The sequence below is a fragment of the Enterovibrio qingdaonensis genome (genome assembly GCF_028683135.1).
In the GTDB taxonomy this organism is placed as follows: Bacteria; Pseudomonadota; Gammaproteobacteria; order Enterobacterales; family Vibrionaceae; genus Enterovibrio; species Enterovibrio qingdaonensis.
The window spans coordinates 119,814-133,080 of record NZ_JAJUBB010000006.1 but is presented as its reverse complement, the minus strand read 5'-3'; the positions used below and the strand labels follow the sequence as shown (position 1 = coordinate 133,080).

Below are 13,267 nucleotides of genomic sequence, written 5' to 3'. Positions count from 1 at the left end.
TTTATTTGCCAATTAAAGGACAATGGCATGACGAAGACGACCGAGACACCGCAAGAAGCGCAGGATATTGTCGCTCAAGCGGACACCGGGGCCCGTGCTCCATCCGGGATACCGGGACGAATCCTTTGGTTTGTTCCTTTGTGCTGGTCAATATTCCAGCTGTGGTATGCCTCACCATTCACCGTTGCGCTCAATGATACTGAAGCGCGTTCTATACATTTGGCGTTTGCTATCTTCCTGGCATTCACCGCGTACCCTGCTTTGAAAAATTCACCTCGTGACCGTATTCCACTGCAAGACTGGGTCTTTGCACTGGCAGGCAGTTTCTCAGCTGGATACCTTTTCCTTTTCTATTCCGAACTTGCGTCTCGCGCGGGTGCTCCCACCTCGTTTGACATTGTCGTCGCCGTAACGGGCATGATCCTGTTGCTCGAGGCTACGCGACGTGCGTTAGGCCCACCATTGATGGTGGTTGCGCTGGTGTTTTTGGTTTATACCTTTGCCGGCCCACATATGCCGGACGTCATCGCTCATAAAGGTGCAAGCCTCAACAAAGCCATGTCACATATGTGGCTTACCACCGAAGGGGTGTTTGGGGTTGCACTTGGCGTATCCACGTCTTTTGTTTTCCTGTTTGTTTTATTTGGTGCGTTGCTCGATAAAGCAGGCGCAGGTGGCTACTTCATTAAAGTGGCGTTCTCAATGCTCGGCCACATGCGTGGCGGTCCTGCAAAAGCGGCGGTTGTCGCTTCAGGCCTATCCGGACTGATCTCCGGTTCATCCATTGCCAACGTCGTAACCACAGGTGTATTCACCATTCCTTTGATGAAGCGTGTCGGCTTCCCAGGGACCAAAGCGGGTGCAGTAGAAGTCGCAGCGTCAACAAATGGTCAGCTGACACCACCTATCATGGGTGCGGCCGCATTCTTGATGGTGGAATACGTCGGTATTCCTTATATCGAGGTTATCAAAGCAGCCATTCTTCCCGCGATCATCTCGTACATCGCCCTAATTTACATCGTTCACCTTGAAGCCTGTAAGGCTGGCATGACGGGCTTACCACGCCGTCACCAATCCACTGTTGTCCAATCGCTACTGAGCTTTGTGACCATCGTGATTGGTATCTGTGTGCTGAGCTTTGCGGTTTACTACGGTATCGGCTGGACCAAAGATGTGTTTGGTGCTGCTGCTAGCCCAATCATCGCCGTCGCTATTTTCGCTGCGTATATCGCGCTGGTCCGCTACTCCTCACAATACAAAAAAGAAGCTGTAGAAGATCCTGCAGATACCGATCTTTCTGAACTACCTGATCCAGGTCCAACCGTTCGCTCTGGGCTTTACTACCTTTTGCCTATCGTTGTATTGGTCTGGTGTTTGATGGTCGAGCGCTTCTCTCCAGGGTTATCTGCATTCTGGGCCACCTTGTTCATGATGTTTATCGTTGTGACTCAGCGCCCTCTTATCGCCTTATTTAAAGGCGATGCGGCGTTGGGGACAGCACTGAAAGATGGTTTTGTCGACCTTGCTGAAGGCTTTGTCGCGGGCGCACGTAACATGATTGGTATCGGTGTGGCGACAGCCGCAGCGGGCATTGTTGTAGGTGTAGTGACCCTGACGGGGATTGGCTTAGTCATGACAGACTTCGTCGAGTTCATCTCCGGCGGTAACATCATGCTGATGCTGCTGTTTACAGCCATTATCAGCCTGATCTTGGGCATGGGCCTACCAACAACAGCAAACTACATTGTTGTTTCTACCCTCATGGCACCCGTTATTGTCACCTTGGGGGCACAAGAAGGCCTGATCATCCCTCTCATCGCCGTTCACCTGTTCGTGTTCTACTTCGGTATTCTGGCTGATGATACACCGCCAGTGGGTCTCGCGGCATTTGCCGCAGCAGCAATCGCAAAGTCGGACCCGATTAAAACCGGTATTCAAGGCTTTACCTACGATATTCGTACTGCGATCTTGCCGTTCATGTTCATCTTTAACACACAATTGTTATTAATGGATATCAGCGGCCCCGTTCACCTAATGCTCACTATCCTCTCGGCGACTGTCGCCATGCTAGTGTTCTCAGCCGCGACGCAAGGGTGGTGGTTTACCAAGAACAAGTGGTGGGAAACCATTTTCTTACTGCTGATTACCTTCTCGTTGTTCCGGCCTGACTATTGGTGGGATCAAGTGTATCCACCTACCAATGACTACCCTGGCTCTGCGGTCATTGATGTTGCAGAAAAACTTCCGGACGGACAGACGCTAAACCTACAAGTTCGTGGAGAAACGATTGATGGTGATATCGTGACTAAGCACGTACACCTGCCTATCGATACCGCGCAAGCGGAAGGCTTAGCCCGAGTCATGTCGACGGGTCTGGAGCTCCGTGATGAGGAAGGAGCCAAAGTCGTCGATATGGTTCAGTGGGGTAGCCCAGCCTCTAAAGCTGGTATCGATTTTGATTGGGAAATCGTTCAAGTCAGTACGCCAGCTGAGCGCCCGTCAAAAGAATGGGTTTTCGTCCCCACCTTCTTATTGCTGGGTGTGTTGGCTTGGAACCAACGCCGCCGAATTAAACAAGCTGCATAATTGCCGGGGCCTTACGGCCCCTTTCATCACAAAAATAGAGAGAATATTCAATGTATAAACACATTCTTGTCCCTGTTGATTTGAATGATGAAAGCTTTGCTGACAAGGCGGTGGAGCATGCTATTTGGCTTGCAGGGCAAACAGGTGCAACATTGCACTTGCTTACTGCGTTGCCAGGCATTCACAACTCAATGGTGCAGTCATATTTTCCTGAGGATGCCGCGAGGCAAATGAAGCAGGATGTGAGAAACAACCTTAAAGCCTTTGCAGAACGTATGATGCCAGAGGGCGTAGCCTATGATTTGTCTGTGGCAGAAGGTAAGCCTTACAAAGCTATCGTAAAAACGGCTGAGTCACTGGGCTGCGACTTAATCATCATGCCAAGCCACAAACGGTCGAGAGCGAATAAGCTCATCATCGGCTCCGTGGCGTCAAAAGTATTGGAACAATCCAAAGTCAACGTACTGATATTAAAGCCACAAAGCTGATGTAGGACGGGACAATCAAACGAAAAAAGGCGGTGATATACCGCCTTTTTCTATTTCGTCTGAGCCTATTTTATTTCCGCTGATCATAACCCCAGCGTGGCACTAACACTTGCTCGATCCCAAGATGATCCAAGATCCTTGCGACCATAAAATCGACCAAATCTTCGATGGTTTGCGGCTGGTGATAAAACCCTGGTGCCGCTGGCATGATGGTCACACCCATTTGAGAGAGCTTGAGCATGTTCTCAAGGTGCAATGTCGAGAAAGGTGTTTCTCGCACCACCAGCAGCAATTGACCCCGCTCTTTCAGTACGACATCCGCTGCGCGTTCAGCGAGATTATCTGACATGCCATGTGCAATCGCTGCTAACGACCCTGCAGAGCATGGGCATACGACCATTTTTTTCGGTGCCGCTGACCCTGATGCCACTGGTGAGAACCAGTCTTCCTTGCCGCAGACAACCAACTTATCGGTTGGCGCATTAAGATGCTCAATCAGTGCTGCCTTCGCAGCATCAGGCCCTGCTGGTAATTTGAGGCCGTGCTCAGTGGCAAGCACAACACGGGCAGCTGACGAGATCAGAAGATACACTTCATAGTCTGCTGCCAACAAACATTCGAGCAATCGAAGCCCGTAAGGAGCACCAGATGCGCCGCTCCATGCCAATGTAATGCGTTTATCCGTATTTGAATTAGCCATGAACTTCCTGAACGCTATTTTCAAGTGCAGACTGCAGTTTTCCGTGAATACCGCCAAAGCCGCCGTTACTCATCACCAAGACGACATCCCCTGCTTGCGCTGAACGGACAACGCCCTCTACCAACGCATCAATGTCACGATAAACCGAAGAAGGAGCTCTGCAATGTTTCGCTACGTCAACGACGTCCCATTTGATCTCTTCCGGTTGGAACATCACCACTTCATCTGCGGCATCCAGTGACGGCGCAATGTCGTCTTTGTGCACACCCATTTTCATGGTGTTAGAGCGCGGCTCTAATACAGCCAGAATACGACGTTCACCTACTTTGGCGCGAAGACCTTCTAGCGTCGTTTTAATCGCTGTTGGGTGGTGAGCAAAATCATCGTAAACCGTCACGCCACCAAACTCCCCTTTGTGCTCAAGGCGGCGTTTGGTGTTGATAAACTTGCCTAACGCTTCGCAGGCCAAATCTGGCGTCACACCGACATGACGGGCAGCGGCAATTGTCATCAATGCATTGTTGACGTTGTGGTCTCCAACCAAATCCCACATTACAGTGCCAACACAGGCCCCTTCGAACCAGACCTGGAATTCGCTACCGTCCGCCTTAAGCTTCTCCGCTTTCCAGATACCATCTTCGCCCGCGTACTCCAACTCGCTCCAACAGCCTTTTTTCAGCGTGTCGGCAATGTTCTGATCGTTTGACGGCGCGATGATGCGGCCGATTCCAGGCACGGTACGCACTAGGTGATGGAACTGTTTTTGGATCGCAGCAAGATCGTCAAAGATATCCGCATGATCGAACTCTAGGTTGTTCAAGATCAGAGTGCGTGGATGGTAATGGACAAACTTAGAGCGCTTATCGAAGAAGGCACTGTCGTATTCGTCAGCCTCAACAACAAAAAACATGCTCTCACCTAAGCGGGCCGACACGCCAAAGTTGCCCGGAACGCCACCAATCAGGTACCCCGGCTCGTAGCCGCAATCTTCCAATACCCACGCCAGCATACTGGCCGTGGTGGTTTTGCCGTGTGTCCCCGCAACCGCCATAACCCAACGATCTTTCAATAAGAAATCCAGTAACCACTGGGGACCAGACGTGTAATTCAGGTTTTTGTTAAGAACATACTCGACACACGGATTACCACGACTCATCGCATTACCAACCACCACGAGATCGGGGGCAGGGTCTAGCTGAGACGGATCATAGCCTTGAATGATGTCGATGCCTTGAGATTCCAGCAATGTGCTCATTGGCGGGTAAACGTTGGCATCACAACCCGTGACTTTGTGGCCCAGTTGTCTTGCCAAAATGGCTGCGCCGCCCATAAAGGTGCCGCAGATTCCCAAAATATGTATATGCATAGGTTCTAATCTGCCAAGAAACAGAGGGCGCTCGTAACTGTTTAGAGAAAATTCATGTGCCAATCTGGCCATTTCCTCGTTGACGGATCACAGTTCCGAATACGTCCAAATTACTTCGTTACGAATAAAAAGTTCTACACTATAAACTTTGCAACAAGTTGATTTTCTATCCAGTTATTGCAGAACTTTCTCGCGAATATGAGCTTTATGACTCAGATGACGCTTTCTGCATCAAAGAAAGTCAGCGTAGTTATCAGGTGCTTTTCCTGTTTTATCGCTTGCAGCTTTTAAAGCATCTTACCCAAGAATCCATTCTCAGACATCAAAAGGATCTGAAATGTCCGATATGCGTACACTGGGCGAGTTCATCGTTGAAAAACAACATGAATACCCAAATGCCAGCGGGGAGCTAAGCTCCTTACTCTCATCGATTCGACTGGCTGCGAAAATCGTTAACCGAGAAATTAATAAAGCCGGTTTGGCTGATATCACAGGAGCCTTTGGCGGCGAAAACGTTCAAGGAGAAGAACAACAAAAACTCGACGTTTACGCCAATGAGAAATTCAAAGCCGCCATGGCTGCACGTGACCAAGTCTGTGGTGTTGCCAGTGAGGAAGAAGACGAGGCGGTCATTTTCGACTCCGAAATCAGCCGAAATGCTAAATACGTCATTCTGATGGATCCACTGGACGGCTCATCAAATATCGATGTGAATGTTTCCGTCGGCACCATTTTTTCCATCTATCGTCGTGTGTCGCCGATTGGTCAACCCGCGACAATAGACGACTTCCTACAACCGGGGAATCAGCAGGTCGCGGCGGGTTACATTATTTATGGCTCGTCCACCATGCTGGTATACACAACGGGCAATGGTGTACACGGCTTTACCTACGACCCATCCATCGGTGCCTTCTGCCTTTCTCATGAAAACATGACGATTCCCAAGGACGGAAAGCTTTACTCGATTAACGAAGGTAACTACATCCGCTTCCCATTAGGCATTAAAAAGTACATCAAGTACTGTCAGGAAAATGTACCGGAAGACGGTCGTCCCTACTCTTCGCGCTATATCGGGTCGTTGGTATCAGACTTCCACCGCAACATGCTAAAAGGCGGGATTTTCTTATACCCCAGCACGGCAGCCTATCCGAGCGGTAAGCTTCGCTTGTTGTATGAGTGCAATCCTATGGCATTTATCATCGAACAAGCTGGCGGCAAAGCGTCTAACGGTCATTGCCGGATCATGGACATTAAACCCACCGAGCTGCACCAACGTGTGCCTTTTTTCGTGGGCTCAACCAACATGGTTGAAAAAACTGAAGCGTTTCTCGCCGAGTACCCTGACGAAGAATAAGATGACTGCATCGACTTGTTATGCATAAAAAAGCCCGCGAATGCGGGCTTTTTGTTTCAGGCTTGATTGTTATTTAATGCTGAATTGGTAGAGCAGATCAACCGCGTTGTCCGCGCCAGATACGGCTTCCAGATACAAGTCTTTGATCAAACGATACCGCACTGTAAACTCAGGCAAACTGGTGAAAATACCCACACCATATTTCACTTGAAGCCCCGGCAGAATATAGCCTGACACTTCCACTTTTTCGTCGTTGCCACTCCCAGCAGTATCTACCGTCAGATCCTGAACCCCAAACGCTTCACCAATCTGACCGACTAATTTCCCACTTTGCGACAAGCCTAGGCTAATAAGCATAGAGGTCATGGCGTTACCGTCAGACTCACTGTCCAGATTCCGCCCTCGCGTCAGGTAAGAAAGCGCATTTGCTTGAGGCATAGCGGGATCAGAGAAAACCTGAACTTCAGGCGCATCCGCTGGGCCTGTTACACGAATACCTGCTTCTACACCGTCTTCAATGTTGTCTGGGTTGCGGATTGCTTCCACCTGCAAATAGGGTTGCTCAGGCGGCCCATTGAAAAGGATTAATCCTTTTTTGATCAGCAAATCTTGGCCAAACGAACTGTACGTGCCGTCCACCAAGTTCACATCCCCACCAACGCTTGGGCCTTTCTTGTTGCTTTGCACATCAAGCTTACCCTCTAGGTTGGTTTTCAGACCAAACGCTTCCAACCTGACGTCATCACCAATATTGACCTTTATCTTGGCGTTAATGGTCAAAGGATCTTTGTTCTCTTCGCTGACAGGCTTCAGATCATCGTTCAATATCACCAAATCGCTGGAAACCTGAACCGCTGACGGCGGCAAAGATTCAACAATAATACGGCCCCATGGCACGGAAACATTGCCCGTGACATCCACTTGCTTTGGTGTGGCTTTAAGGGTCATATCGGGACTGACTTCCAACGCCACCATCGGCGGAACAACAACCTTCAGGTGTTGGCCTTTAACGTTAAGCGAGGCAAGCCATTCGTTGATATCTCGCCAGTCAGCTTCACCTTTCAACAGCAAATCGCCATCCGGCGTTTCAATTTTTCCGTCAATCTCACCCTGCTTGCCATTCAGTGCGATAGCAATTTGGCCCTGACGAACCTCGACAGGTGCTGACAAGCTTTGCAATTTGAGGCCTGTCAGCGTGATTTTGCCATCTGCAGTCGGAGCCTCGAGATCACCGTTCAATACCACTTTGCCGTTAAGTACGCCTTCGAGCTTTCCGTCATCACCCAGCAGCGGTTGCAAAGTAGACAGGCTGATCGCATCAATGCCTAACGTACTTTTCATGATTTTCTTATCAGAGGAAAGGTTCGTCATCTCTGCGTCCAACATCACCGAACCATTATTGGTCAGATCCAATTGCGCATCCGCGGTGAGTTTTTCATCTACCAATGCGGCCTTGATGTTGACCTTGTCCCATCCCAAGGTAAAAGGCTGATCGAGTTGCTCAACCACTTCGCCTTTTCCAAGTGACACCGTCGCCTTAAGTGTCGGCAATGCATTCGGTTTCCAAGCAACATCCACTAAACCACTCACCAATCCGCTTAAGGTGGTTGTAGTTGGTAAGAAAGATTGAATGATATCGAGGTTAAATTTGTCTACCGACACCAATGCACTGCCGCTGTCTGAGACAGAAATTGGCTTATCAAGGCAAATGCGGCTTTGATTTTGGCCCCAACAAAACGCCCCCACGTCCACTTTCCCGGTGTTTAGGTCATAGCCCAGTGGAACATCATTTTGCAGAGCCCAAGGCCCGACAGGTGTGCGGAGCGTGGAGTTATAAAGTTTTCCCTTCCAGCCTTTTTTCCTATCGAGGCTACCTCGAAGCGCAATCTCTGCACCCACCGGCTTACCATCTACATTCAGCGATATTGTCTGCTCAGCTTCCGTACCGGATGCGCGCAGCATCAGCGTTTGAATGTCCACACCTTCTGCTTTAATGCCATTTACATCCACAATCAATCCACCACTGACAAGTGGGAGTGGCTTCAACGAACCTCGTATTTTCGCATCTGCTATCGACACAAGATTCTGATAACGCAATTTATTGGCCGTCAAGTTCAGTGTTGCTACCGGCTCTTTCACCGTGCCAGAGAGCGAGATATCGCCCTGCACCGCACCACTTGCATCCGGTACGGATGCCGCCAGGGAAGGCAGCTTAAGTGCCAAGTCTAAATCCAGCGTATCGTTCACACGTCCTGTTACCGCAATTTCATTAGGACCATGGCTCAGTTTTAGCCCTTGCGTGTCCAGCTGGATATCACCTTTGCCTTTAACATCCGATGCCGAAACCTGTCCTTTCAAGACAAGTGCCTGTTTGCGAATATCTCCCTGTACATCAAGTTCCGGTACGTTAACTTTCCAGCCACCCGCTTTCGTCAATTCACCGTCGTTTTTGACCTTCCCACTGAGTGTTCCTTCCGCTTCAGGCCACTGTAATCCAGGTTGAATGTCAGTGAAGGTTAACGCGGTTTGCCATTTCACTAATTCCGACCAATCAACACTGGCAGAGCCTTTGATCTCGCCTCCCAAGGTGTCGAGTTCAAGATTGCCCAAGGCAATTTTGGACAAATCGCCACTCAACTGTGTCTTCAAAGTGATATCTGGTATTTCTTTACCCGACGCATCCGTTTTCAAGGTGGCGCGATAGCCTTTCAAGCTGCCACTGGCACGTAATGCAGATGCAGCTAAGCGATAATCAGGGCTACTCTCTATTGGCCATTGCAGATTTCGACTGGTCAACAAGGCTTCAAATGGCAAGTCAGGCTCAAGCACATTCAGTTTGCCTGAGAGCTTTGCCTGCAAGGTGCCAGTTAAATTTGCTTTAAGCTCCAGCGCACTTAAATCGCCTTTTGCATCCAACGTCAGGGCATGACCACCGAGCGGTTTCATTCGAATGTCAGCGTTTGCATCAAGAGTTAGTGGGTACTCACCTTTCAATGCGACCTCGCCGTTTAGCTCGACTTTGCCTTGCTCAGCATCCAACAGCAGTTGCTTTATGCTGACTTCATTACCACCCGCACGACCTTCCAAAACCAGCTGATGTATCTTTTGCGCTTGAGGCAGCAACAAATCCGCATGCTTCACTTCAAAGTGTTCGATTATGACATCGAGCGGTATGTTCACCTCAGGTAAAGTAAGTGCCTGCTTCGGCTCGGACGCCTTTTTAGGCGTCGTCTCAGTCTCACCTTTTGATTCCGCTAATTCGACCTCTATCCCTTGCCAGAGCGTTGGTTTAAGCGTCAAGGTGCTACGCTGCATTTGCGCGGCTGTGGTCAGGCTGTCCCAGTGCACTTTGTTACCCAGAATATCGAGGTCGATATCTGTCAAAGACACACCGTTTAGGAATATTGGTATGGGTGTTGAAATAGACGTGATAGGTTCCGATGGCGGCGTCTCTTCAGACGGTCCGGTGTCACCGACATTGACCTTGAGACCATCTGCATTTAGCGCATCAATACAAATCGCAGGACCAGAGAGGCACTTACTGTTTACATCAAGATAAAGAGACTTCGCCGACACCGAAACACCGTCCATATCGAACGTCACACCGTCAAGCGCAAATCCATTGAGCAGTGCGCCACTGCCTTTTTCAATCTTCAGTTCAGGAAGGGCTTTTTGCGCCCCCCACACCGCCAATTTAACACCTACCGGTGTCAGTAATATCGCACCAACACCGAGTACAACGAGAACCAATAGCAAAATGACCGCAAGGGCCAAACGTTTTATCCAGCGCATCATAGCTCTGGACCTAAACTAAAGTGGATCATGAAATCATCATCTGTATTTTCAAAACCGTGGGCGACGTCAAAACGGATCGGGCCGACTGGCGATTCCCAGCGAACGCCCACACCGACAGAGGTCTTCCATTGCGGATCACTGCTCGTCCACGCATCACCCGCATCGGTAAAGACTGCTGCCCACCAATTTCCGGTCACGCGATAGTTATATTCCAGTGTCCCTGTCGCCATGTAGCTCCCCCCTTCCAATTTTCCGCTGCTGTCTTTGGGGGAGATAGATTCGTAGCTGTAACCACGGATGCTGTTGTCGCCACCAGCAAAAAAGCGCAGCGACGGTGGAACGCGTTCAAATTCACTGGTAAATACGCCACCGGCATTAGCGCGAACAAGGAAGCGGTTATTCTCGTTGGCACTTCGGATCCAAGCCGTCTGACCAATTACTCGAAACAGTGAAATATCAGACAGCAACAAGGGGTCACCCGCTTCAAAGGTAATAGATTGCTTATCACCCCAATAGGGCATCGCACCGCCTCTGCTTCTCACACGGGAAAAGTTGATGCCCGGTAAGATTAAATTGGACTCGTCGGAAGTCACACCCTGCGTATAGTCAGAGTAAAGCCAGCGCAGATATACAGAGCGTTGCCAGCCCGTATCGTATTTCCAATGGCGAGAAATAGAGGATGTTAGCTCAAAGCTCTTGGTGTCATTGTTGTCGAGATTTTCCAAACCCACCTGAACTTGGTAATACTCACGCAATACATCTTCGAGCGGAATTTTGTAGGTGGACTCGAGAGTCTGCTTAGGCTTAGACACATAAAGATCGGTATTGAGGCTGTGCCCACGGCTATTAAACCACGGTTTTCGCCAACCAATTTTGACGCGCGGGCCCGTATCAGTGGAATAGCCAATACCGGTTTCGAACTGATTTCGAGGAGCGGGATCCAAACTGACAGCAATGGGTACACGATCATTGCGAAGATCATCTAACCCCGCTTCAACCAGTACTGATGAAAACCACCCCGTGTTAGATAAAGCTTGATTAAATGCACCCAGATCGCTGACAAGATACGGATCACCCTCCTTGTATGTCATCATACTGGAGAGGCGATCTTCATTAATTTGGCTGTTGTGATAAATGGTCGGCCCAAAGTGATAGCGCGCACCGCTGTCGAAGTGCAGCCGAATGAAGGCTTTGTTGAGTCCCGGCGCAACCTCAAGTTTGGCAAGCGTATATTCAGCATCAAAATACCCGCGACGAACCGCAAGACTCTGGATCGAAGATTTCAGCGCATCATATTGGCCCTGATTGAGTACATCGCCTTTTTGAGGTGCGGTTTCCAATAAAGTCTTGAATGCCGGGTCAGTCGCTGCACCACCCGTCAACGTAACATCCACGTCTGAAATAATTGTTGGCTTGCCCGGGTCAATATTCAGCACAACGGTCGCATCTGTGTCTGATTTTTTGTTTTCAACAGTGAATTTAATGACGGGATTAAAGTAGCCGAGAGCCTGAAGGGCTTTGTTTGCTTCGTCAGTGACGCGGGACTGAAGGCGAAAATCAATACGCCGATCGTTTTGAGAAATGGCATCAAGGTATACGTCGACATTGTCTTTTAACGCGTCGTCTAGGCCCTTGATATCAAAATCAACATCCGCGATTGCTACCCCTGGCACGCCCAGTACACCACAAATCACCCAAGGTATTAATCGTTTAATTATCATCAGTCGTACGTCTTATTCTTATCCTGAAAGTCATAATAAAACTAATTTCACCACAGTATGACCTTGAATATGGGGCTAAGTGCTGTTGCAAATGTGCATCAAAGCATAATAAAACTGAGTCTAAGATGACAGTCGACAAGGAGTCACGCCATGCTCAACACGAAACAAATCGCAATTACTGCAGAACAAGCCATTCCTGACAGAGTGCAGGAAATTATTCCGTCTGAGGCGCACGCCGTCAATGGGCGCGCTCTGAGTAAGGCTGTACTTCCCGGCGAAGAACAGATTTTGCTGGGGATGGGATGCTTCTGGGGAGCCGAGAGACTCTTTTGGAAGCTGGATGGCGTTACCTTGACATCTGTTGGCTACAGCGGTGGTTACACAGTGAATCCGACATACCAAGACGTATGCACCGCTCAAACTGGTCATGCAGAAGTTGTTCAAGTGGTGTTTGACCCAGCCCAAATAAGCCTAGAGAAGGTTCTGACGCATTTTTGGCAGAGCCATGACCCTACACAAGGGATGCGTCAAGGAAACGACGTAGGGACGCAGTATCGGTCGGCCATTTATTGTTTTAGCCCTGAACAGGAGCATGTTGCACTCGCCAGCAAAGAGGCTTACCAAACCGCCCTTAAGAGTGAAGGGATGTCAGGAGAGATTTCCACTGAAATCAAACAGGCAGATCCCTACTATTTTGCGGAAACGTATCATCAGCAGTACCTGCAGAAAAATCCCAATGGTTATTGCGGCATCGGAGGCACAGGTGTCTGCTTACCACCTTGGGAGAGATAAAACGAAAAAACGCCCGCGTTCGTGGGCGTTTTTCTCATTGGCTCTATGACATCAGAAAGTCAGATTCAGCCCTTTATTTACAACCAAGTCACGCTGCAGCAGCAGTCATCGCCCTGATTTCATTATTAACCTCTGTCATTACCGCCAATGCGCGCTTGTTATTGTTGGATGGCGGAAGCAATTTGCCCCCATCAAATTCAAACGCACCGATACCATCGATATAAACCCTGCCGCGGAAAAAACCTTTCACGTAGCGAGCAACCTGTCGTGGGCGGTACTGATGAAAAATACGCAACATTGAAGAACTCCTTTCATGCCAAAGATAAAGACCGGCATCACACACCAAGGCTTACAACCTTGGCTGACATTTCTGTGATGCAATCAAAATGCCAATTGTTCGCGGGGTGACTGCAAAACCTTTGACAACAAAATCTCTGACTCGGTTTCCCCATTTCTCATACAACG

At 49.3% G+C, this 13,267-nt stretch carries 9 protein-coding genes; 4 read left to right on the top strand and 5 right to left on the bottom strand.

From position 1 onward, the window contains the following. The first annotated feature begins 27 nt into the window (after positions 1-27). Both LRP49_RS10455 and LRP49_RS10450 read left to right on the top strand, forming a co-directional pair. Positions 28-2,586 (top strand): TRAP transporter permease, encoded by a 2,559-nt coding sequence (locus tag LRP49_RS10455; protein ID WP_274142070.1) that lies wholly within the window; start codon positions 28-30, stop codon positions 2,584-2,586. A gap of 50 nt (positions 2,587-2,636) precedes the next feature. Continuing rightward, positions 2,637-3,074, top strand: coding sequence for a universal stress protein (locus LRP49_RS10450; protein ID WP_274142069.1), 438 nt, complete (start codon positions 2,637-2,639; stop codon positions 3,072-3,074). Between the two features lie 70 nt (positions 3,075-3,144). Here LRP49_RS10450 and LRP49_RS10445 read toward each other — a convergent pair whose 3' ends face one another. Beyond that, positions 3,145-3,774 carry a flavin prenyltransferase UbiX gene (locus tag LRP49_RS10445; RefSeq protein ID WP_274142067.1) on the bottom strand — a complete coding sequence of 210 codons (630 nt, stop codon included), beginning with the start codon at positions 3,772-3,774 and terminating at the stop codon, positions 3,145-3,147. Beyond that, the gene (gene mpl / locus LRP49_RS10440; protein WP_420791543.1) at positions 3,767-5,104 is read right to left on the bottom strand and encodes a UDP-N-acetylmuramate:L-alanyl-gamma-D-glutamyl-meso-diaminopimelate ligase; all 1,338 of its coding nucleotides are present in this window, start codon (positions 5,102-5,104) and stop codon (positions 3,767-3,769) included. Before mpl ends, LRP49_RS10445 begins: the two co-directional genes overlap by 8 nt. A gap of 373 nt (positions 5,105-5,477) precedes the next feature. On the opposite strand from mpl, the gene fbp reads away from it, so the two are divergent. Continuing rightward, on the top strand, positions 5,478-6,494 hold the full coding sequence (gene fbp / locus LRP49_RS10435; protein ID WP_274142064.1) for a class 1 fructose-bisphosphatase: 1,017 nt from the start codon (positions 5,478-5,480) through the stop codon (positions 6,492-6,494). Positions 6,495-6,563: 69 nt separating this feature from the next. Here the strand turns inward: fbp and tamB are convergent, their stop codons facing one another. Beyond that, positions 6,564-10,289 carry an autotransporter assembly complex protein TamB gene (gene tamB / locus LRP49_RS10430; protein WP_274142062.1) on the bottom strand — a complete coding sequence of 1,242 codons (3,726 nt, stop codon included), beginning with the start codon at positions 10,287-10,289 and terminating at the stop codon, positions 6,564-6,566. Continuing rightward, positions 10,286-12,007: an autotransporter assembly complex protein TamA gene (gene tamA, locus LRP49_RS10425; RefSeq protein WP_420791542.1), complete on the bottom strand. Its 1,722-nt coding sequence runs from the start codon at positions 12,005-12,007 to the stop codon at positions 10,286-10,288. Before tamA ends, tamB begins: the two co-directional genes overlap by 4 nt. Before the next feature lie 153 nt (positions 12,008-12,160). On the opposite strand from tamA, the gene msrA reads away from it, so the two are divergent. Further along, the gene (gene msrA / locus LRP49_RS10420; RefSeq protein WP_274142059.1) at positions 12,161-12,802 is read left to right on the top strand and encodes a peptide-methionine (S)-S-oxide reductase MsrA; all 642 of its coding nucleotides are present in this window, start codon (positions 12,161-12,163) and stop codon (positions 12,800-12,802) included. A gap of 88 nt (positions 12,803-12,890) precedes the next feature. On the opposite strand, the gene LRP49_RS10415 is transcribed toward msrA, so the two are convergent. Beyond that, entirely contained in the window at positions 12,891-13,100 is a 210-nt protein-coding gene (locus tag LRP49_RS10415) for a DUF1107 domain-containing protein (protein ID WP_274142057.1), read from the bottom strand. Positions 13,101-13,267 lie beyond the last annotated feature (167 nt).

Excerpts from the sequence above, each read along its gene's own strand:
- LRP49_RS10455 (WP_274142070.1), top strand. The coding sequence starts at position 28 with ATGACGAAGACGACCGAGACACCGCAAGAAGCGCAGGATATTGTCGCT.
- LRP49_RS10450 (WP_274142069.1), top strand. The coding sequence starts at position 2,637 with ATGTATAAACACATTCTTGTCCCTGTTGATTTGAATGATGAAAGCTTT.
- LRP49_RS10445 (WP_274142067.1), bottom strand. The coding sequence starts at position 3,774 with ATGGCTAATTCAAATACGGATAAACGCATTACATTGGCATGGAGCGGC.
- mpl (WP_420791543.1), bottom strand. The coding sequence starts at position 5,104 with ATGGGCGGCGCAGCCATTTTGGCAAGACAACTGGGCCACAAAGTCACG.
- fbp (WP_274142064.1), top strand. The coding sequence starts at position 5,478 with ATGTCCGATATGCGTACACTGGGCGAGTTCATCGTTGAAAAACAACAT.
- tamB (WP_274142062.1), bottom strand. The coding sequence starts at position 10,289 with ATGATGCGCTGGATAAAACGTTTGGCCCTTGCGGTCATTTTGCTATTG.
- msrA (WP_274142059.1), top strand. The coding sequence starts at position 12,161 with ATGCTCAACACGAAACAAATCGCAATTACTGCAGAACAAGCCATTCCT.
- LRP49_RS10415 (WP_274142057.1), bottom strand. The coding sequence starts at position 13,100 with ATGTTGCGTATTTTTCATCAGTACCGCCCACGACAGGTTGCTCGCTAC.